Origin of the sequence: Terrabacter sp. 2RAF25, assembly GCF_052115265.1 — a bacterium.
Classification (GTDB): Bacteria; Actinomycetota; Actinomycetes; order Actinomycetales; family Dermatophilaceae; genus Terrabacter.
The window spans coordinates 470,793-491,679 of the sequence record NZ_JBFRGJ010000002.1 but is presented as its reverse complement, the minus strand read 5'-3'; the positions used below and the strand labels follow the sequence as shown (position 1 = coordinate 491,679).

Annotated in this window: 19 protein-coding genes; 4 read left to right on the top strand and 15 right to left on the bottom strand. The window is 73.3% G+C overall.

Annotated elements, in window-relative coordinates; genetic code table 11:
- Positions 1 to 33: 33 nt before the first annotated feature.
- Together AB4091_RS05530 and AB4091_RS05525 are read left to right on the top strand one after the other, a co-directional pair.
- On the top strand, positions 34 to 642 hold the full coding sequence (locus tag AB4091_RS05530) for a thymidine kinase (protein ID WP_442290727.1): 609 nt from the start codon (positions 34 to 36) through the stop codon (positions 640 to 642).
- A 60-nt stretch (positions 643 to 702) separates the two neighbouring features.
- Positions 703 to 1,119, top strand: coding sequence for a RidA family protein (locus tag AB4091_RS05525; RefSeq protein ID WP_442290726.1), 417 nt, complete (start codon positions 703 to 705; stop codon positions 1,117 to 1,119).
- Here AB4091_RS05525 and AB4091_RS05520 read toward each other — a convergent pair.
- From AB4091_RS05520 to AB4091_RS05490, 7 genes are all read right to left on the bottom strand, one after another.
- Positions 1,109 to 1,732: a uridine kinase family protein gene (locus AB4091_RS05520; RefSeq protein ID WP_442290725.1), complete on the bottom strand. Its 624-nt coding sequence runs from the start codon at positions 1,730 to 1,732 to the stop codon at positions 1,109 to 1,111. The two genes, AB4091_RS05525 and AB4091_RS05520, sit on opposite strands and share 11 nt — an antisense overlap.
- 131 nt (positions 1,733 to 1,863) lie before the next feature.
- Positions 1,864 to 3,060, bottom strand: a complete 1,197-nt coding sequence (locus AB4091_RS05515) for a VWA domain-containing protein (RefSeq protein WP_442290724.1) — start codon at positions 3,058 to 3,060, stop codon at positions 1,864 to 1,866.
- A complete protein-coding gene (locus AB4091_RS05510; RefSeq protein WP_442290723.1) occupies positions 3,057 to 5,315 on the bottom strand; it encodes a DUF5682 family protein in 2,259 nt (752 codons plus the stop codon). The genes AB4091_RS05515 and AB4091_RS05510 overlap by 4 nt, the downstream gene beginning before the upstream one ends.
- Before the next feature lies 1 nt (position 5,316).
- Positions 5,317 to 6,399 carry an ATP-binding protein gene (locus AB4091_RS05505; RefSeq protein ID WP_442290722.1) on the bottom strand — a complete coding sequence of 361 codons (1,083 nt, stop codon included), beginning with the start codon at positions 6,397 to 6,399 and terminating at the stop codon, positions 5,317 to 5,319.
- A gap of 11 nt (positions 6,400 to 6,410) precedes the next feature.
- Positions 6,411 to 7,955, bottom strand: coding sequence for a DUF5691 domain-containing protein (locus AB4091_RS05500; protein ID WP_442290721.1), 1,545 nt, complete (start codon positions 7,953 to 7,955; stop codon positions 6,411 to 6,413).
- A complete protein-coding gene (locus tag AB4091_RS05495; protein WP_442290720.1) occupies positions 7,952 to 9,259 on the bottom strand; it encodes an SWIM zinc finger family protein in 1,308 nt (435 codons plus the stop codon). Before AB4091_RS05495 ends, AB4091_RS05500 begins: the two co-directional genes overlap by 4 nt.
- Before the next feature lie 43 nt (positions 9,260 to 9,302).
- The gene (locus tag AB4091_RS05490) at positions 9,303 to 10,529 is read right to left on the bottom strand and encodes an MFS transporter (RefSeq protein WP_442290719.1); all 1,227 of its coding nucleotides are present in this window, start codon (positions 10,527 to 10,529) and stop codon (positions 9,303 to 9,305) included.
- 71 nt (positions 10,530 to 10,600) lie between these two features.
- On the opposite strand from AB4091_RS05490, the gene AB4091_RS05485 reads away from it, so the two are divergent.
- The gene (locus AB4091_RS05485; protein ID WP_442290718.1) at positions 10,601 to 11,527 is read left to right on the top strand and encodes a LysR family transcriptional regulator; all 927 of its coding nucleotides are present in this window, start codon (positions 10,601 to 10,603) and stop codon (positions 11,525 to 11,527) included.
- Here AB4091_RS05485 and AB4091_RS05480 read toward each other — a convergent pair.
- The 7 genes from AB4091_RS05480 to AB4091_RS05450 form a co-directional block, all read right to left on the bottom strand.
- Positions 11,511 to 12,107, bottom strand: a complete 597-nt coding sequence (locus tag AB4091_RS05480; RefSeq protein WP_442290717.1) for a hypothetical protein — start codon at positions 12,105 to 12,107, stop codon at positions 11,511 to 11,513. The two genes, AB4091_RS05485 and AB4091_RS05480, sit on opposite strands and share 17 nt — an antisense overlap.
- Before the next feature lie 109 nt (positions 12,108 to 12,216).
- Positions 12,217 to 12,894: a cobalamin B12-binding domain-containing protein gene (locus AB4091_RS05475; RefSeq protein ID WP_442290716.1), complete on the bottom strand. Its 678-nt coding sequence runs from the start codon at positions 12,892 to 12,894 to the stop codon at positions 12,217 to 12,219.
- 128 nt (positions 12,895 to 13,022) lie between these two features.
- Entirely contained in the window at positions 13,023 to 13,259 is a 237-nt protein-coding gene (locus AB4091_RS05470) for a hypothetical protein (protein WP_442290715.1), read from the bottom strand.
- A 103-nt stretch (positions 13,260 to 13,362) separates the two neighbouring features.
- The gene (locus AB4091_RS05465) at positions 13,363 to 14,352 is read right to left on the bottom strand and encodes a hypothetical protein (protein ID WP_442290714.1); all 990 of its coding nucleotides are present in this window, start codon (positions 14,350 to 14,352) and stop codon (positions 13,363 to 13,365) included.
- A 112-nt stretch (positions 14,353 to 14,464) separates the two neighbouring features.
- A complete protein-coding gene (locus AB4091_RS05460; RefSeq protein ID WP_442290713.1) occupies positions 14,465 to 14,785 on the bottom strand; it encodes a DUF2853 family protein in 321 nt (106 codons plus the stop codon).
- A 105-nt stretch (positions 14,786 to 14,890) separates the two neighbouring features.
- A complete protein-coding gene (locus AB4091_RS05455) occupies positions 14,891 to 15,883 on the bottom strand; it encodes a peptidoglycan-binding protein (protein WP_442290712.1) in 993 nt (330 codons plus the stop codon).
- Positions 15,884 to 15,984: 101 nt separating this feature from the next.
- Entirely contained in the window at positions 15,985 to 16,968 is a 984-nt protein-coding gene (locus tag AB4091_RS05450; protein WP_442290711.1) for an ArsR/SmtB family transcription factor, read from the bottom strand.
- Between the two features lie 58 nt (positions 16,969 to 17,026).
- Between AB4091_RS05450 and AB4091_RS05445 the strand changes: the two genes are divergently transcribed.
- Positions 17,027 to 18,247 (top strand): hypothetical protein, encoded by a 1,221-nt coding sequence (locus tag AB4091_RS05445; protein ID WP_442290710.1) that lies wholly within the window; start codon positions 17,027 to 17,029, stop codon positions 18,245 to 18,247.
- Here AB4091_RS05445 and mgtA read toward each other — a convergent pair.
- Positions 18,174 to 20,855, bottom strand: coding sequence for a magnesium-translocating P-type ATPase (gene mgtA, locus AB4091_RS05440; protein ID WP_442290709.1), 2,682 nt, complete (start codon positions 20,853 to 20,855; stop codon positions 18,174 to 18,176). The two genes, AB4091_RS05445 and mgtA, sit on opposite strands and share 74 nt — an antisense overlap.
- Positions 20,856 to 20,887: the final 32 nt, after the last annotated feature.

Genomic DNA, 20,887 nt, shown 5'->3' with positions numbered 1-20,887 from the left:
GACTGACACCGGCGCCCGATAGCGTTCTCGCTCGTGACCACGATCGACGACGTCAGGCAGGCCGTCCGCACCGCGTCCGAGGTGTCGCTCGACGTCGTCCTCGGTCCGATGAAGTCCGGCAAGAGCCTCGCGCTCGTCTCGCTGCTCTCGCCCCTGCAGTTCACGCGGGTGCGCCACCGCGTCTACCAGTCCGAGCGGCACGTCCGCGACGCGGGCGTCACGTCGCGCAGCGGTGGCAGTCTCACCACGACGAAGGTCGCGAGCCTGCACGAGGCCCTCGACGAGCAGCTCGACGTCGTGGCCGTCGACGAGGTGCACATGTTCGACCTCGACGACGTCGCGGTCGTCGACCGGCTGCTGCGTCGCGGCACCCGTGTCGTCGTCGCCGGCATCGACCTCGACCACCGGGGCGAGCTCTTCGCGCCGGTGCGGGCACTGCTCGAGCTCGGGCCCGACACCGTGACCTACCGCCGTGCGGTGTGCGACCAGTGTCGTGACTTCAGCGCCACGCACACGCAGGTGCTGCGCTCGGGCGCGCCGCTCCTCGACCACCTGGGCGGCTCCGAAGCCCTGCCCGACGACGGCACCTTCACCTACGAGGCGCGCTGCCGCTCCTGCTTCGTGCGACCCGCAACGACCTGACCCGCGCGCGGGCGCCCTGTGGCCCTGACGCCGGATGATCCCTCGCAATAGCGTCTGACCATGAGTCGACCCGACAGCATCGTCCGGCTGATCCGTGCGGACGCCCTCACCGACACCGCCCCCTACGCGTATGCCGCCACGACCGACGGGCCCGCCCGCCTCGTCTTCGCGGCCGGCTCGTGCCCGCTCGACGAGTCGGGCGCCACGGTGGCGCCGGGCGACGTCGCCGCCCAGGCCCGGCAGTGCATCGCCAACCTCGTCACCGCGCTCGCCGCGGCCGAGGCGACCCTCGAGGACGTCGTCCAGACGCGCGTGCTCGTCGCGACCACGGCGCGCCAGGACCTCGTCGCCGCCTGGACGGTCGTGCACGACGCGTTCGGCGAGCACGAGGTGCCGAGCACCCTGCACGGCGTGACCGTGCTCGGCTATCCCGACCAGCTCGTCGAGGTCGAGGCCGTCGCGGCGCTCAGACCCTGACGTGGACGAGCGGCTCGCCGGCCGTGCCGTTCACCAGGAGTGCCGCCCGCTCCCACGGGCGGTCGGCGGCGAGGAGGGGCTCCTCCGACGCGGCGTACTCGTCCCAGAAGGCCTCGGCCTCGGCGGGCGTGCGGCCGAGCTCGACGTCGCGCACCAGACCCCGCTCGCGCGCGAGGTCACGGTCCGACTGCACCCACACGACGGCATCCGCGTGGGTGGCGATGGACGCGCGGCCCGCGCCGACCCCCTCGAGGACGAGCACGCGTACGTCGTCGGGAACGCTCACCTGTCCGCCACGGTCGTTCGCGACCCAGCCGGGCGGCCGGTAGGAGACCTCCTCGCCGCGGCGCCACGGCCCGATGACGTGCTCGATCGCGAGGTCGTCCCACGCGGTCATGTCGTGGTGCCAGGCGAGGTCGTCGGCGTGGACGACGGCGCCGCCGAGCAGCGCGGCCGCGCGCTCGGCGAAGGTCGTCTTGCCGCCTCCGGACCGTCCGTCGACGAGCAGCACGGGCCGGTCGCCCGGCAGCAGTCCCTTCAGCGTCGCCGCCAGCATCTCGTCGTCCATGGGCCGCCACGACGCGGCCTCGGGCTCCTCCGGGTGCAGGTGCATCCCGCGAGTATGCCGTCACGCACGTGCGCAGCTGTGCCAGAAGTGCCCGCCTGCGTCACGAGTGGCCCGTGCACCGAGCACTCCTGTCGCAAGCGTGCACTCCTGCGTGGAGCGCCCACCGGTGCGACCTGTCAGGGGGCGGGGTCGGGCTCGTGAGTGGTGACGATGTCGTTGGCGGCGGCCCACGCATTGATGTCGCGCTTCTCGATCGCCGTCGCCATGAGGTCGGGGAACCGGTCGGGCGTGCACGCGAAGGCCGGCACGCCGACGGCAGCCAGCGCAGCGGCGTGGTCGGCGTCGAAGCTCGGCCGCCCCGAGTCGCTGAGCGCGAGGAGCGCGACCATGGTGGCACCGGACGCGACGATCGACGACGCCCGTCGCACCATCTCCTCGGCGATGCCGCCCTCGTAGAGGTCGCTGATCAGCACGAGGATCGTGTCGGCCGGCGACTCGATGAGTCCCTCGCAGTAGGCGAGCGCCTGGTTGATGTCGGTGCCGCCACCGAGCTGCACGCCGAAGAGCACGTCCACCGGGTCGTCGAGCTCGTCGGTGAGGTCGACGACCGCGGTGTCGAAGACGACCAGCTTCGTCTCGACCGAGCGCAGCGACGCCAGCACCGCGCCGAAGACGCTGGAGTAGACGACGGACTCGGCCATCGAGCCGGACTGGTCGATGCACAGGATGATCCGCCGCTCGACGCGGTGCGCCCGCCGCGCGTAGCCGACGAGCCGCTCGGGCACGACCGTGCGGTGCTCCGGCTGGTAGTGCTTGAGGTTGGCCGCGACGGTCCTGTTCCAGTCGATGTCGGAGTGCCGCGGCCGACGCGTGCGAGCGGCCCGGTTGAGCGCGCCGGTCACGGCCTGGACCGTCGCGGCGCGCAGCCGCTCCTCGAGCTCGTCGGTGACGACGCGAACGACGGCCCGGGCCGTGGCGCGCGACCGCTCGGGGATGACGCGGTTCAGCCCGATCAGGGTCGAGACGAGGTTGATGTCGGGCTGCACGGCCTCCATCAGCTCAGGCTCGAGGAGCAGCTGGGTCAGGCCGAGCCGGTCCATCGCGTCGGCCTGCATCACCTGCACGACCGACGACGGGAAGTAGCCGCGGATGTCGCCGAGCCACCGCGCCACCTTGGGCGCCGACGCGCCGAGGCCGCTGCGGCGCTCGCCGTCGTACAGCTCGCGCAGCGCCTCGTCGCGCTTGAGGTCGTCGGCGTCCAGCGCGGCCGCCTCGCCGATGCCGTCGGACTGCTCGCCGCCGAGCACGAGCCGCCACCGGGTCAGGCGGTCGCGCGTGACGGCGGGGTCGGTGCTCTGCTGCTCGTCGCTCATGACGCCGCCTCCAGCCCGAGGAGGCGGGCGACCGCGGCGATCGCGGGAGCTGCGCGGTCGAGGTCGACGTCCGTCGTCGACGCCGAGGACGTACGCGTGCCGCTCACGAGGTCGCGCAGGTGACCTCCGATGAGGCGGCGTTCGGCCGGCTGGAAGCGCGAGAAGGTGCGGCGCACGAGGGGCAGGAGGTCCTCGAACGCCTCCTCGGACGCCTCGGCGAGCCAACCGTCGATGATCGACAGGAGGTCGTCTCCATGGACGAGGAGCAGCGCCTCGCCGGTGAGGAAGCCGTCGAGCCAGGCCGCCGCGGCGGGTGCCGGGGTGCCGGGCGAGAGGCGACGGCTCAGGCGTGCCGCCGCGTCGGCGTGCTCGAGGAGACCGCCGTCGAGGAGCAGCCGGTTGACCCGGCCCGACACGGTGCCGTGGATCACCTCGTCGCCCCCGACGGCGAGCAAGGCCTCGTGCCACGGGTCGCGCAGGTCGTCGCGGTCGACGAGGGCGATGCCGCGGTGCGCTGCCTCGAGTGCCTTGCGCATGCGGTCGGCGCTGTCGTCGTCGAGGCTCGCGCACGCAGCCCGCAGGCCGACAGACGAGCGCACGACGACGGTCTGGAGCACGTGCGTGACGTCGGCGACGTCGACCCCGCGCACGTCGCCGTAGCGGCAGGTGCGGGCGAGGGGCTCGACGGTCTCGAGGAGGGCCTGGGTGTCGTGCTGCCGCGCCGTGCGGTCGGCGAGAGCGGCCACGACGGCTCGCAGCCCGTCGGGCAGGTCTGCGAGCAGGCACTGCTCGATGAGGCCACCGAGCACTCCGAGGTCGGACGCCTGCCCGGCCTCCTCGGCCACCTTCGACTCGGCCGCGCTGCGCACGGTCGTGCCGTGCAGGCTCGCCTCGATGACCGCGACGGCGAGCTCGGGCGTCCACTCGAGCTCCCACGCCTCCTTGAAGGTGCCCGTGGACCGGCCGGCGTCGACCTGGCTGCCCCAGCGGACGCCGAGGATGGCGAGCCGGTGCAGCAGCACCGAGCGCGCGAGCTGCGACTCGCGCCGCAGGTCGAGCTCGACGACGGCCGATGTCGCGGAGACCTTGAGCCGCAAGGACTTCTGCAGCTTCGCGAGGTCGCTGGCGAGCGGGACCATCGGAGTCGACTCGGGCACGTGACCGAGCTCCTCGCCGATGACGAGCGTGCGGTCGATGAGCCGCAGCGGCAGGTCGGCGCCCTCGGTGAGCACAGCCCGCGCGGCGTCGGTGAGCTCGCTCAGCCCGACCGAGGGCCGACCCCGCACGGCGGCCAGTGCACCCGCGAGTCGCGTCGCCTCGACGACGGAGGCCGTCGACGCGTCGAGGTTCTCGCCGCGCAGGGCTCGGGCCACGCGCACGAACCACGACGGCACGACCTCGTCGTCGGGCGTGACGAAGAGGTGCTGGTACCACCCCGGCGAACGGACCCCGGCGCCGTAGCCACTGGCGTACGCGAGCCGCCCGGAGCTCCACGGCGCCCACGTGGCGGCGACCTTGGCCTTGGGCAGCTTGGCGAGCAGGGCGTTGTCGCGCGTCGCCGGGGGGAACGACGCGGCGTCGAGCGCGGGTGCGTGGTAGGCGCCGCAGACGAAGGCGACACGCTCTCGACCGGCTTTGAGCTCGGCACGGATCACCTTGCGCATGAACGCCTCTCGCCGGTCGTCGTCGTCGACGAAGAGGTCTCCGCGAACGCCCCGCATCGCCTCGCGGAGGGCGGCGAAGTGCGCGAGGGACGACGTCCGCCGGTGCTCGATGGCGTCCTCCCACCAGCGCTCGGGGTCGTCGTAGCCGGCTGCGGTCGCGAGCGCCGTGATCGGGTCGGGTCGCTCGCCACGGCGTCGACGCGGCCTGCCCTCGCCCTCGCCGGAGGCAGGGGCCGAGTCTGGCACGCCCGCGAGGAAGTGCGTGGCCGGGAGGTCGGCGAACCGGACGGCCACCTCGTGCCTGATCGCCCACTGCAGCGCGACCCACTCGGGTGAGAACACCGCGAAGGGGTAGAACGCGGCCCGCCGCGGCTCGTCGACGGCATACACGAGGCCGGCGACCGGGGGCACCAGGTCGGGGTCACCGGCCAGCGGGATGAGCGCGTCGAGCTCGGGCGGACCCTCGATGAGCACGACGTCGGGCTGCAGCTCGTCGAGCGCCTGCGCGACCGACCGGGCGGACCCGGGGCCGTGGTGGCGCACCCCGAGCACCTCCACGCGGGGCGCCGGTGCGGCAGGAGCAGCAGACATCTCAGCCCAGCTCGCGGCAGGCCCGGTAGAGGTCGGTCCACTCGCGCCGGTCCTTGACGACCGTCTCGAGGTACTCCTGCCAGACGATGCGGTCCTGGACGGGGTCCTTGACGACGGCACCGACGAGGCCGGCCGCGACGTCGTCGGCGCGCATGACGCCGTCGCCGAAGTGCGCCGCGAGCGACAGGCCGTTGGTCATCACCGAGATCGCCTCAGCCGTCGACAGCGTCGCCGACGGCGACTTCACCGTCGTGCGCTGGTCGGCGGTCACGCCCGAGCGCAGCTCGCGGAACACCGTGACGACGCGCTCGATCTCGGCGAGCGACTCGAGTGCGGCGGGCAGCTCGAGCGAGCGCCCGAGGGAGTCGACCCGTGTGCGGACGATCTCGACCTCCTGCTCGAGCGAGTCGGGCAGCGGGAGCACGAGCGTGTTGAAGCGGCGCTTGAGGGCGGACGACAGGTCGTTGACGCCCTTGTCGCGGTTGTTCGCCGTCGCGATGACGTTGAACCCCTGCAGCGCCTGCACCTGGGTGTCGAGCTCAGGGACGGGCAGCGTCTTCTCCGAGAGGATCGTGATGAGGGCGTCCTGCACGTCGGCCGGGATGCGGGTCAGCTCCTCGATGCGCACGAGCGCGCCGGTCTCCATGGCGCGCATGACCGGGCTCGGCACCAGGGCCGCGCGCGTCGGACCTTCAGCGAGCAGGCGGGCGTAGTTCCAGCCGTAGCGCAGCGACTCCTCGGGGGTGCCCGCCGTGCCCTGCACGACGAGCGTCGACGACCCGCTGATCGCGGCCGCCAGGTGCTCGCCGACCCACGTCTTCGCGGTGCCCGGCACGCCGAGCAGCAGCAGGGCACGGTCGGTCGCCAACGAGGCGACCGCCACCTCCATGAGCCGGCGCGACCCCAGGTACTTCGGCGTGATCTCGGTCCCGTCGTCGAGCGTGCCACCGAGCAGGTAGGTCGTGACCGCCCACGGCGAGAGCCGCCAGCGTGGCGGGCGCGGGCGGTCGTCGACGGCAGCGAGCGCGGCCAGCTCGGCGGCATACGCGTCCTCGGCGTGGGCCCGCAGGACGGTTGCAGGCATGGGGGATTCGCTCATCTGAAGGCCTCGGTGATCGATCGCTTGACGGAGTGGAACTGGAGCAGGTTGCGCAGGTTGGTGGAGAGCATCTGGTCGCCGCCGGCCTCGGACACCCAGCGTTCGAGGGGGGTGAGCGCGGAAGGGTGCAGGCCGGCGAGCAGGTGCGGCATCGTCGCGAGCACCATGGCCGACCCGAACCTGGAGGCGCGCAGCCGGGAGAGGAGCGCGACGCTGAAGTCGGGCGACCAGGGCGGGTCGACCGCGCCGACGACGGCGCCGAGCTCGTGCACCCTGTCGGTCGTGGCGTCGACGCGCTGGAGCGCCACGCGCTCACGGGCCTCGCGCGGCAGGGCCGGCACGAGCGTGGCGTCCCAGCCCCGCTCGAGCAAGGCTGCCGCCCACACGGGGTCGCGGCGGGCCCGCACTGCACGACGTATGCCGGCCAGCACGTCGGGCTGCTGGGCGTCGGTGAGCCGCTTGACCGCCGTCGGAGGCTCGGCGCCCGTCCGCTCGGACCACAGCTCGAGCGGTGCGCCGGCGCTCAGCTGCTCGAGCCACCAGCCGCGGGCCGACCGCCGAGGTGGCGGCTTGCCGAGCCCGTCTCGGACGGCGGCCGGGTCGGGCTCACCGGGCAGCGTCACGTCGACACCGCGGCCGAGCAGCCCGGTGCGGTGCACGAGGGGTCGCAGCCGCTCGGCCATCCGGGCGGCGCGCCGTGACCCGGGCAGGGCGTCGAGCAGCTCGGCGGCGACCTCGCGCACCGTGCCGGCCCGGTCGTCGAGCGCCGTCTCGAGGAGCGCCTCGTCGTCGGCGCCGAGGCCGACGCGCAGGGTCTCGAGGTGCGAACGGCGGTCGCGGGCGGAGTCGGTGGCCCACGTCGACTCCACGAGGCCGCGAGCCAGCTCCACGTCGACGCCCCGCACCGTGGCCAGCACGGCGACACGGTCGGTCGAGGGCAGCCGGGCCCACTCGTCGGCCGTCGGGACCGCGCCGGAGCGCCGCGAGGCCGTGCGCGCCTCGGCCCCGGCGGTCGCGTCGGCGACCCACTCCCACTCCTCCCGCAGGGCGGCCAGCCACCTCCCGCGCTCGCCGAGCACGGCGGCCGTGGGCCGGCGCAGCTCACGCGACCCCGTCGCCATGCCGAGCAGGAGCGGCAGCACGACCGGGGGGACGCGGCAGCCGGCATCGTCGGCGGCACGCAGCCAGTGCACCAGCAGGCCCACGCGCTGGGCAGCGCCGGCGGGCGGCTGGGTGAGCACGAGCTCGAGCAGCTGGACGGCCCGTCGCGGCGCGACCGGGCGAGTGTCGTCGGGGGCGGCCCCGGGCGGATCGGCGTGGTCGAGCCGGCGCCCGGCCCGCAGCGCCGCGCCACCGAGCGCAGCCGCGTCGAGCAGCGCCTCCTCGCGTGGGCCGGGCACCCCACGCGGACGCACTGCCGCCGGCCCGAGGTCGGGCAGGTCGGGAACGGAGCGACGGGCCGTGCCGAGCAGCGCGGCGTTGCCGACCTCGCGCCACCACGTGTCGACGTCGGCCACCCGACCGGTCACGGCGTCGGTCACAGGCCCAGCACCTCGCCGTCGACGACGACCGTGAGCGGTCGCAGACGGGACTCCTCGAGCTCGCCGAAGAGCTGCGTGGGCCGGCCGCCGGTGACGGCGAGCAGCGACCACACGTCGGCGTCGTCGGCGAGGGCGACGCTCGCACCGTCGGCGTCGACGACCCGGTCGAGCCCGATCCGCGCGTCGGAGAGCACCACCGGGCAGCGCCGTGCCCACGGGTTGAGCCCCCAGTCGGCGGCGGCCGCCCACCGCGCGTCCTCCAGCGACGCACCCGACGGCATACGTACGTCGTCGTCGGCGACCACGGGCTCGTCGACGAAGAGCGCGCGTCGCACGGCAGCGCCCGGGTAGCGGGCGAGCGTCGCGTCGAGGCACGACCCGACGATGCGCGCGAAGGGCAGCACCTGCCCGCCCGCGGCGAAGTCGAGCACCTGCACGGTCTCTCCGGTCGCCACGCCACGAAGCCACGTGCGCTGCTGCTGGAGCCGGCCGTCGTCGGTGCGGTGCGCGCCGAGCACGAGCCACCGGTCGGTGACCGCGTCGGCGCGACGCACCGACTCGGTGCTCACCGTCCAGCCGAGGTAGGCGCGGAGGTCGCCGAGCTGGGCCTCGCCCAACGACTCGCGGGCCGCCCACGCCCGGGTCGCCGTCCACCAGCGGCCCAGCGCGACGAGCAGCCGCTCGGCCCAGTCGGGCCGTCCGCTCACGGCACCACCGACCGACCGCACGTCGTCGGCGAGCCCGGGCAGCTGCGCGTCGACGAGCCGTGCCGCGGTGGTGTCCCACCACGCGTACGACTGCTGGCGGGCCGACGCCGTGCCGCTGCGCGCGAGGTCGGTGAGCCAGCGGGCGAAATCGTCCATGCCGCCGTCCATGAGTGCGAGTCGTTCTTCGAGGCGCTTCGCCGCCGCTGCGGGGTCGGGCGTACGCGTGGGGCGGGCGGCGTCACCCGCGGCCTTCGCGCCCGCGCGGGCTGACCGCTCGGCCGCCCACTCCTGCGCGAAGCCGGCCGCCTCGGACGCGTCGGCGACCGACCCGGCCCCGTCGACCCAGAGGAGCAGCAGGGCGAGCCCGTGCTTGCACGGGAACTTGCGGCTCGGACAGGAGCAGCGGAACGCGGGCCCGGTGAGGTCGACGCTCACCTGGTAGGGCGTCTTGCCCGACCCCTGGCACTTGCCCCAGACGAGCACGTCGGTCGACCCGGTGTCGGACCACGGGCCAGGCCGCGCGAGCCTGCGGGCAGCCGCGAGCGACGAGGCATCGGGGGCCAGGCCGGCCACCTGGGCGGGAGTCCATCGGGTCATGACTGGCACATCATGACCCACGCCTCCCACAGCATGGGTGCAGTCAGCGCACCGCGTCGGCCACCCGCGATGGCGAGGGCGCGTCACGCGTGCCGGGCAGCGCCGCCACGGCCACCGTCAGCGCCGCGGCGGCGAGGCCGACGACGGACGCCACGACAGCCGGCCAGCCGCGATCCGACCACGCGTAGCCGAGCACCCAGCCGACGAGGGCCGAGCCGCTGTAGTACGCGACGTTGTAGAGCGCCGTGGCCTGGGCGCGGCCGGTCGTCGCGCGGGCGCCGACCCAGGCCGACGCGGTGGCGTGGGCCGCGAAGAAGCCCGCCGTGAGCGCGAGCAGCCCGACGACGACGAGGGGCAGGGAGCCGGCCAGCGTGAGCACCGCGCCGGCCGCCATGGTGACCGTGCCGCCGACCAGCACCCGTCGGCGCCCGAGACGCGGCACGAGGCGGCCGGTCAGGCGCGAGCTGACGGTTCCGGCGGCATACGCGGCGAAGATCAGCGACCCCACCGTCGCAGGGAGGGAGAACTCGGGACCCTCGAGGCGGAAGGCGAGGTAGTTGTAGACCGCGACGAAGCCGCCCATCAGCAGCGCGCCCTGCACGTAGAGGGCGATCAGGGCCGGGTCGCGCAGGCTCGCGCGCATGCCGTCGGCGACCGTCCGCACGGTCGCCCCTGACGGTCGGTAGCCGCGGGGCCTCGGCATGAGCCGCAGGAACACGACGGAGGCGAGCGCGCAGACGACCGCGACGGTGAGCAGCGCGGGACGCCAGCCCACGAGGCCGGCGAGCGGGCCCGCGACCAGGCGCCCGGTCGCGCCGCCGATCGTCGTGCCGGAGATGTAGGCCGCCGCTGCCGACGCGGTGTGTCCGGCGTGCACCTCGTCGTGGAGGTAGGTGACGGCGAGGGCCGGCAGCCCGCCCAGCGCCATGCCCTCGACGAGGCGGAGGGCCAGGAGCACCTCGAGGTTCGGAGCGAGGGCGACGAGCACGCCCAGCGCGGTCGACGCGACGATCGCGACCTGCATGGCGCGGAGGCGACCCATCCGGTCGGCGACCCACGACCACGGCAGCACCGCGAGCGCGACGCCGAGCGTGGCCACCGACACGGACAGTGCGGCGTCGGCCGGGCTGACCCCGAGGCCTCTCGCGAGCGTCGGCAGCAGGCCCTGCGGGGAGTAGAGCTGCGCGAACGTGGCGATGCCGGCCGCGCCGAGGCCGGCGAGGATGCGGCGGTACTCGCGGCTCTCAGGCAGATGGCCGTCCCAGGACATGGGAACGACGCTAGGCGTGGGGGACTCAGAGCACCAATGCATGTCACGTCCATGACGCATACGATCAAGGCATGAGACCAGCCGAGTTCCGTGCAGCGGTGCGACTGCTACCCGTCTTCGTCGTCGTGGCCGAGGTCGGTCAGGTCACCACCGCGGCCGCTGTCCTCGGTATGCCGCAACCGACGGTCAGCCGGGCCCTCGCCCGCCTCGGTGCCCTGCTCGGCACGCCCGTCGTCGAGCGGGAGGGGCGCGGGATCAGGCTCACCGCGGCCGGACGTGCGCTGCTGCCCTTCGCGCAGGAGGGAGTGGCCGCCCTCGAGCGGGGCGTCGACGCCGTGACCGGGTCGGGCGAGGTCGGTCACGGCACGGTCGGGCTGTCGTTCCAGACGCTGCTCGGCGAGGCCGTCGTGCCGGCACTCATCCGACGCTTCCGCGACCGGTTCCCCGGGGTGCGCTTCGAGCTCTCCCAGGGGTCGCGGCAGAAGGCCCTCGACGACTTCGAGGCGGGTCGCTGCTCCGTCGCGCTCGTGGCCTCGCCGCCGGAGGTCGCCGGCGCGTCGAGCACCGTGCTCTACGACGAGCCTCTCGTCGTCGCGGTGCACCGGTCGCACCACGCTGCTGGACTCACCTCGGTGTCCGTCGAGAGCCTTGCCGGAGGAGTCGACGACCTCATCGTGCTCAAGACGGGCTTCGGTCTGCGCGGCCGGGTCGAGGAGATCTACGCCGACGCCGGTGTGCCCCTCCGGGTCGGGTTCGAGGCCGAGGACGTCCACACCGCACGGGGGCTCGTCGGTGCCGGGCTCGGCGTGGCGATCCTGCCAGCCTTCGCTCCCGAGGGTGACGTCGTGCCCGTGGCACTCGACCACCCGCAGGCGCTGCGCACCATCGGCGTGCTGGCGCGCAACCCGACGCACGACCCGACCGTGGCTGCCTTCGAGGACTTCGTCGTGCGCTCCGGCCGGACGGTCGCGCTCGCGGCCCTCAGCCGGCGAGCTTGATCACGAGCGTGATGAGGCCGGCGACGAGCAGGCCGGCGACGGCGATCCCGGCGACGGCGAGGGCGATCCGCCGGTCGCGGCCCCGCTGCTCTCGCCACCCGAGGGCCTCGGCCGCCTCGCGCACCAGCTCCCGTCCCTCGCCGGAGGCGACGGGCTGGCCGCCGAGCTGACCCGTGTCGGCGGACTCGACGCCGAGGGCCTCGTCGAAGGAGGTCGACTGGGCGCGGGCCCGAGGCGCGGGCCTCCCGCCCCTCTCGGCGTGCAGGCTGAGCCCGCCACCGTTGCCGCCGGTAGCGCCGAGGTCGCCGGGGTCGCCGGGGTCGCCGGTGGCGGGGTCCCAGCGCACCAGGTGGGAGATGTCGGTGATCGACAGGGCGTGCGCGCCCTCGTCGAGGCGGACCTGGTGGGTGAGCACGCGCTCGAGCCCGTGTCGTCGGATCAGGTCGGCCGCGTGGGCATCGGCCGGGTCGATCGTGAGGTCGAAGCCGTAGGGGCGCTCGGCGACCACGTAGGGACCTCCGGCAGCCACCGAGCGCACCTGCTCGATGAGGTGCTGCGTGTCAGCGGAACCTGAGGTCATGGGCACTCCATCGATCGGCGGGGCCTGCGCGTGGCTGCACAGGTGGCGCGCCACAGCTGTTGTGGCACAAGGAAAACGAGCCTAGCCCTGACCGCGTCACGCCGTCGGGTCAGCCCGCAGTGGGCTCGCCCAGGTGGGGCACGGGGACGCCGGGCGCTGTGCCGTGGAGCTTCGCATCCAGCACACCGGCGGCCCGGACGGGGTCGCTGTCGAGGTGCGTGGCGTGGCAGAGCGCGCCGACCTCGTCGTCGGCACCGGCCGCCGCGATGTGCAGCGAGGTGGACCGGGCGATGCGGCGCAGGGCCGGTCCGTGCGCCTCGAACGCCGTGTGCCGGTGTGCAGCGAGCACCACGGCGTCGGGCTGGAGCGTCAGGCAGGTGAGGGCGAGCTCTGTGGTCGGGGTGTCCGCTCCGAGGTAGCAGCTGCGCCAGCCGAGCCGTGAGAGCGCGAGCGACATTGCCATCAGACCGAACTCATGGTGCTCGCCGGGCATGCACGCGAGGACGGCGAGCGGACCCTCGGTGCGTGCCTCGGAGTTCATGAGCAGCGACAGCCGCGTGCGCAGGACGTTGCTCGCGAAGTGCTCCTGCGCGACACCGATGGCCCCCTTCGACCACCGTTCGCCCATGGCGTGGAGATAGGGCAGCACGACGTGCGACAGGGCGTCCTCGAGGTCGAGCTCGGTGAAGACCTGGCTGAGCACCCGGTGACCGCCGGCCTCGTCGAAGCTCTCGAGGGTCTGCTCGAGCTGGTCGATCCACTCGGTGGACGGGGTGCGCGCCGACATTCGCAGCGGCCTCCTTCGCGTGGGTGCGTCGTGTCCACGGGGCTGCCCGGGACCTGGGCCGGAGCCCAACCGACGCGTCATACCCAGTCGCCTGCGCGTCGTCACGCAAGCGGCCCCTCAGGCGAGCCCTAGAGAGCGCTCATCATCGCGTCGCAGCCGCCCCGCATCGGGGTGGCTGCCTTGTGCTTCGTCGCCGTCGGCAGGCGCAGGTCAGTGACGTGCGTCGTGACGACGGTGGCCGACGAGGTGGAGGTGCTGGGTGCCGCGGCAGCCGACGATCCGACAGGGGCCGCGAGGGCAACGAGTGCCGAGGCCGCGACGGCGGTCAGGGCGCTGCGACGGGTGAGTCTGCTGCGCATGTCCATCCGTCCAGTGTGCGCCCGCGTGGAGGAGCCGTCCATAGCCCGACCCCGCCGGTGGCGAGAGACGGGCGATGGACGGCTCCTGTCGACGGGACGGATGTGCGGTTCAGACCTGGGGCAGGCGGGTGAGGGAGAACGACGCCGTCTCGGGCGACGCGACGCCGAACCGGGCGTTGACGACCCACAGCGAGCCGAGCGCGGCTGTCGCGGTGGACGGCACGTCGAGCGACGGGTCGGTCAGGGTCTTGAGCCATTCGGCACGCCACCTGTCGTCGTGACGCCGCATCCGGGTGACGACCACGTCGGCGCCGCCGGCACCTCGCACGTTGTAGAGCTTCGTGCCGACGAGCTCCAGGCCGTCGCCGCTCGTGATGGCCGGGCCGCCCTTCACCATCATGCGCCGGGCCATGCCCGTGCGGCGGTCGACCTGCCACAGGCCGCCGACACGGCTGTTGTTGAGCACGAGTGCGCCGTCAGGCAGGCTGCGGATCCCGTTGGCGTTGAACGTGTTCGCCGGGCTGGCCGGCCACTCGCCCCGGAGCGGGACGAAGTGCGGCATGCCGTGGGTGGGCCGGCCATCACCGGTGAGCCGGAGGACGGTGAGCCGGTCGACGCTGGAGTCGGTGGCCCACACGGCCCGGCGGGTGATGACGAGGTCGTTGAGGAAGCCGGCGCCCCGCACCATGGTGTCGCTGACGACGCGACCGGACCTGGAGCTGACGGCCCAGATGTGCCCGTCGGCGCCGAGGCTCCCGACGGCCCACACGAGCCCGGTGCGATGGTCGAAGAAGAGCCCCCGCAGCGAGCGGCCGGCCGCGCCGGCGAGGAGGGTGCGGACCATCCCGGTGCGCAGGTTGCCCTTGAGGATTCGCCCGTCGGCGACGGAGCCGACGTAGAAGGTGGCGCCCGGGCCAGAGGTGATGCCCTCGGGCTGCGTGCCGTTCGGGAGGGCGACGCTGTTCGGGAGGTGGCCGTTGGAGCGGGCCCTTGCGGAGGCGACCGGGGTGGTCAGTGCGGTGACGGCGACGGCGGCTGCCGAGCCGAGGACGAGGCGACGCGAGGGGGTGCCTAGGTGCACGGCGAGGTGGTTGTCCATCCTCAAATGCTGGGCCGCGTCCTCGGCAGATGTCGAGACGCTGAGGTTGAACCTTTGACGCGGATGTGCCGTTACACGTGAGCGGCACACCCGCGTCTGCTGGACCCTGCGGTCAGCGGAAGAGGTCGAGCTTGTCGTGCTTCTCGGCGAGCAGGTAGTAGACGGTGACGCGATTCTTCGTGCGGTCGCCCTTGAGCTTCTGACCGACCTCGGCGAGCGAGGCGTCGAGATCGGCGTCGGAGCCGGTGAGAGCGAGCTTCTTCTTCATGAAACCGTCACGCACGCGGTCGAGCTCGGTCTTGTCGCTGAACGACACGAGCGACGAGTCGCGCTTGTGCAGGGCGATCCCGCAGTGGCGGACGATGCCCTTGATCGCGGCGTCGTCGGCGTCCGGGGAGTATTTCTTGACGTCTGCTGCCCAGTCTTCTGCCATGTGTCGTGCCCCTCTTCTCTGAATGGCGTGAACACGAGCGACGCTAGTCCCCAGAACGAGCCGTGAGGAGGATTCTCGGCTGAATGTTCGCCGGGAACCTGCAGGTCAGAGCGTCAGTTTCGCCCAGGTGCGCGGGCCCACGATGCCGTCGGCGGTCAGCCCGCGCGACTTCTGGAACGCCTGGGTCCTCGTCGTGGTCGTCGCGCCGAACGAGCCGTTGGCCGTCAGGCTGTAGCCCCGGTGCGTCAGCAGCTTCTGGACCGCGACGACGGCCTGGCCGCTCGAACCCTGCTGGATCGTGACGACGAGCGCGGTCCAGGTCTTCGGGCCGACGACGCCGTCGGCAGCAAGGCCCTTGAAGCGCTGGAAGGAGATGACCCGGCTCTCGGTCGTCGGGCCGAACGCGCCGTCGACGGTCAGCGAGTAGCCGCGGTGGCGCAGCAGGTGCTGGATCGCCGTGGTGCGGAAGCCGTTGGCGCCCCGCTTGACGGTCGTCCACACCATGGGCGCGGGTGCCGGCGCGCCGCCTCCGATGCGCCGGGCGAGGGCTGCGAGGCGCGCGTCGCCGGGGCGCACGTTGATCTCGAAGTGCATCTCGTCCTTGCGGCCCGAGTAGTCGCCACCCCAACGGACGACCCCGTTGCAGGCGGAGACGATGGAGTGGATCCTGGCGCGCTGGGCCGCCGAGAAGGTGCCGGACTTCCCCAGCGGGTGCCGTGGTGCGTTCACGTCGATCGCGGTGCCGCTCGAGTGGTTCGACAGCGAGGTGCTGCCGGAGATCACGCGGTAGCTGTGGCCCCAGCACCAGCCCTTCACGAGGGCCTCGACCTCGTTGTCGTAGCGACGGGCCACGTAGCCGAGGACGGTGTGCACGTCACCGCGTCGCACGCCGGCCGGGAAGGTGGCGGCGCCGACGGACAGGCCGGCCAGCGGGATGGCGGACGACGAGCCGGCCGGCCAGCCGTTCTGGGACGTCGCGGCCTGGGCCGCACCGCCGGTGACGGCGACGAGGCCGCCGGCGAGGAGGAGGCCTCCGGCGCCGCGGATGAGCGTGCGGCGGCCCAGTTCTGGACTGGCGGATTCGTGGAGCTCACACATGACTACCCCTGATCGAGACGGTGGCGCGCGGATGGCGCGGCCGCGGATGCGTCCGCAGCGCCGAGGCTAGGGGCGGGTGCTCGGGCCGTACATGGGGAGAACTACCCAGATCGTGGGGCCTGGTGCTCCGTGCCGGAGGCGACGAGCGCGTCGCCGACGGCGGTGCGCCAGTAGAGCACCTCACGGCCCGAGCGCCGGCGCAGCACGACGCCGGCGGCCAGCAGCACCTGGAGGTGGTCGCCGACGGAACCCACCGCAAGCCCTGTGGTGGCCGCGAGTCCGCTTGTGCTGGAGGGTGATTCAAGGGAGACGAGGAGACGCGCGCGGTTGCGCCCGACGAGGCGCTCCAGGCCGTCGGGCGCCCCCGCGTCCACGCGAGCGAGCGCACCCGCGACGGGGTAGTAGACGGCATACCTTCTCGGGAGCAGCCAGCCCACCCAGCGGGCCCGGTGGTTGACGGGCACGAAGAACAGGTCGGCGTCGTCGGGCAGCACGCGCGAGGGCAGGTCGTAGTTGTTGATCCGAAGGTGCCCGTCGCCCACCCACTCCCGGTCGCGGCCGAGGTCGCGCAGCACCGCGGCCCAGCCCTGCGTGGCGAGCCTCGAGGTGCGCGCGACGACGTCGGCCCGGAGGATCCGCTCGCGGCGCGCCCAGTCGGTGGCGAGCACGTGGGTCCAGACCCACTCGAGCAGCAGGACGCCGTGCTCGGTGAGGCCGTCGCGCCGCAGGATGTCGGGCAGGTCTCGCGTGGGCGAGCTCTCGGCGAGCTGCTCGCGCATGACGTCGTCACCGAGGTCGCGCACGTCGTCGAGCTCCTGCTCGAAGGTGCGCCCGCCGGTCGCGGGCGGCAGGCAGAGCCAGTCGGAGATCCACTGCGGCTTCCAGCTGTGGTCGAGCACCGCCCGCCGCACGGGGTGCTCGTCGAGCATCGCCCGGAAGGCCTCGCCGTGGGCGGCGGCGAGCGCCCGCCCCTCGGGGTCGGACGGGCGGACGAGGTCGTTGAGGGCGCCGACCGTCTCGATGCGCGGCGACACGACGAAGCGGCTCCTCGCCAGCAGGTCGGCCGAGATCTGCCACGTCCCCATGTTTCGCCTCCACCCGAAACGTTAGCGTCCCGCGCGCCGCACCGGGCACGGTGAGGGCGTGAAGACGTACCGCCAGCTGTTCGCCGTGCCCGAGTTCCGCGTCCTCTTCCTCGTCCAGTGCCTCAACGTCGGGGCGTATGCCGTCGCGTCCCTGGCGCTGGGCACGATCACCTTCGCGGCCACCGGGTCGCCGGTCCTCACGGCGCTCGCGATGTTCGGCGCCCCACTGATGCGCATCGTGGGGCAGGCGCTCTTCGGCTCGGGCTCGGACCTCGTGCGCCCCCGCACGGCTCTGGTGCTCGTCGCGTCGGCGACGCTGGTCACCGACCTGCTCCAGGCGATCCCGGGGCTGGCGTGGGGCTGGCGCTTCGCCCTGCTCGCGGCCGGCCCGCTCATCACGTCGGCGCTCGGCGGCAGCATGATGGCGCTCGTCTCCGACATCCTTCCGCCCGACGGCTTCATCCTGGGCCGCGCCACGATGAACATCGCGGTCGGTGGGATGCAGATCGTCGGCTTCGGCATCGGCGGCCTGCTGCTCATCCGCTTCACCACCACCCAGCTCTTCCTCGGCTCGGCGGCCGCGCTGCTCGTCGCCGTGCTGCTGCTCCGGTTCGGCCTGTCCGACCACCCGCCGCGCCATGCGGGTTCGTCCGTCGTCAGACGCACCCGCGAGGTCAACCGCCGGCTGCTCGGCTCGCGCGTCGTCCGCCCGCTCTACCTCACGCTGTGGGTGCCGAACGGGCTCATCGTCGGGTGCGAGGCGCTCTTCGTGCCGTTCGCGGGTGAGCGCGCCGGCTACCTCTTCGCCGTCACGGCAGCGGGGATGCTCCTCGGTGACGTGGTCGTGGGGCGGTTCCTTTCGGTTCCCTTGCGGGACAGTCTGATCGGCCCGCTTCGGTTGCTTCTCGCAGTGCCCTACCTCGCGTTCTTCCTCGTTCCGTCGCTGCCGTATGCCGCCGCGCTCGCGTTCGTCGCGTCCGCGGGCTACTCCGCCAGCCTCCCTCTGCAGGAGCGGCTGGTGACCCACACGGACTCGGAGGCCCGCGGCCAGGTGTTCGGCCTGCAGGGCACCGGCCTCATGGTCGGCCAGGCCCTGGGCGCCCTCCTCGGTGGAGCCGTCGCGACCGCGCTGGGGATGGGGCCCGAGGCCGCGGCGAAGGCCATGGGCGTCATGGCGGTGGCCTCGGTCGTCGTCGCGGTCGCTCTCACACCCGGCCTGCGCCGCTCCCGGCCCGGCGCCGGGGTGCTCGCGCCCGCGCTGGCTCCAGGGCCACGCTGAAGCGGGCTGCCCTCCGGCGTACGAAACGGGTGTCGAGGTCGGTCGGTGCGCCGGTGCGTGGTGGGGCGGCGGCGCGGTAGAACCACCGTTTCGCCAGCTCGACGAGCGCGAGGTAGGCCACGACCATCGCCACGAGGGCCGCGAAGAACCCGCCGGGCAGCGGCGCGAAGCCGAGCGGCCGGGCCAGGGGGGTCGCCGGGATGACCGCCCCGACGGTGACGACGCCGAGGGCGGCCATGGTGAGCGGCAGGCTCGGGCGGCTCCGGAAGAAGGGGACCGTGCGGGTTCGGATCGCGAAGATGACCAGCGTCTGCGTGGCGAGCGACTCGACGAACCAGCCGGATCGGAAGAGGTCGGGCCCGGCGTGGAAGCCCCAGAGCATGACGCCGAAGGTCAGCAGGTCGAAGACCGAGCTGAGTGGCCCGAAGAGCAGCATGAAGCGCCGGATGAAGGCGATGTCCCAGTGCGACGGCCGGCGCAGCTGCTCGGGGTCGACGTCGTCGGTGGGGATCGCGAGCTGCCCGGTGTCGTAGAGCAGGTTTCCGAGCAGGATCTGCGACGGGAGCATCGGCAGGAACGGCAGGAAGAGCGATGCCGCCGCGGCCGAGGCCATGTTGCCGAAGTTGCTCGACGTGCCCATCAGGACGTACTTCAGGGTGTTGGCGAAGATGCGGCGGCCCTCGACGACGCCGTCCGCGAGCACGTCGAGGCTCTTCTCCAGGAGGATGACGTCGGCGGCGTCCTTGGCGACGTCCGTGCCCGAGTCGACCGAGATGCCGACGTCGGCGGCGTGCAGCGCGAGCGCGTCGTTGACGCCGTCACCGAGGAAGGCGACGCCCCCACCCCCGTGCCGGTGCGCCCGGACGATGCGCGCCTTGTGCTCCGGGCTGACCCGGGCGAAGACGGTGGTGGCGGTGACCGCGTCGACGAGCTGCTCGTCGTCGAGGGTGTCGAGGTCGGTCCCGGTGAGGATGGCATCTCCCGGCAGGCCCAGGTCTCGACAGACCTTGGCCGCCACGACCGCGTTGTCGCCCGTCACCACCTTGACCCGGATGCCGAGCGCGGCGAGCCGCGTCAGGGCGGCGGCAGCGTCGGGCTTGGGTGGGTCGAGGAACACGAGCAGCCCCACCAGCCGTAGGTCGTGCTCGTCGCCGGGCTCGGGAGCCCGGGACCAGGCAACCGGCCGGGTCGCGACCGCGATGACGCGGTTGCCTGCCGCGAACTCGGCGTCGAGGGCGGCACGGGTGGCCGGCGCCACATCGGTGCACCGTGCGAGCACGGTCTCCGGGGCGCCCTTGGTCACGAGGTGCACGGTGCCGGCGTCGTCGCGCAGGGCGACGGAGAGCATCCGCCGCTCGTGGTCGAACGGCAGCTGGCCGACCAGCTCGTGCCCGAGCAGCGAACGACGTGCGGCAGCGGTGGCCGGCGACTCCCAGAGGGCCTCGTCGAGAGGGTTCCCGGCGACCCCAGCCGCTTCCCCCTCGACGTGGTCGGAGCAGAGCAGTCCCCAGCGCACGACGTCGTCGGAGCGCGACCCCTCGACGGGCACGGCCCTCGCGAAGTCGATGCGGCCCGCGGTGAGCGTCCCGGTCTTGTCGGTGAAGAGCACGTCGACGTCACCGAGGTCCTCGATGCAGACGAGCCGCTTGACGAGCACCTTGCGTCGACCCATCTGCCGGGACCCAGCGGCCAGGCTCGTCGACACCACCGCGGGGAGCAGCTGGGGGGTGATGCCCACGGCGATGGCGAGGGAGAAGAGCAGGGCGTCGAGGAACGGCCGGTGCAGCAGCACGTTGACGACGAGGATCGTGCCGGTCAGCACGCCGGCGACCCTGACGAGCAGCATCGAGAAGCGGCGGAGCCCGAGCTGGAACTCGGTGTCGGACTGGTGGGTGCTCAGGCCGGTGGCGACGGCTCCGAGCTCGGTGCGCGACCCGATGGCGACGACGACGCCGCGGGCGCCTCCGGCGTGCACGACCGTGCCCATCAGTGCGCAGCCGGTGAGCTCCGCCAAGGAGGCGGACGCGTCCACGGCCTCCGTCGTCTTCTCCACCGGTTGCGACTCGCCCGACAGCACCGACTCGTCGCACTCGAGCCCCGCGACGGTGACGAGACGCAGGTCGGCCGGCACCACCTCGCCGAGCGTCAGCAGGACGACGTCACCGGGCACGAGGGTGGTGACGTCGACGCGGGCCACGTCGCCGTCGCGCAGCACCACGGCGTCATGGCTGACCTGCGAGTGCAGCGATGCGGCGGTCCGCTCGGCGCGGTACTCGTTGGCGAAGCCCAGCCCCACCGACGCGACGACGATGAGCCCGATGATGACGGCATCGCTCTGCTCGCCGACGAAGGCCGACGCCGCGGCCGCGACGAGGAGCAGGCCGAGCAGCGGCGAGTCCAGCTGGTGCCAGAGCACCGGCAGCACACGTGCATGGTGGGTCGCGACCGCGTTGGGGCCGTGGACCGCCCGTCGTCGAGCCACCTCTTCCGAGGTGAGGCCGGTCGCGGGGTCGACGCCGAGCGAGGACGCCACCTCGGGTGCGGGTCGTCCCGCGGCGGCGCGGATGGACGTCGTCGCGTGGCTGGGTGCCGACACCCGCGAGCTCACGCCTCCATCGTGCTCCCGATCCGGCTGGGCCG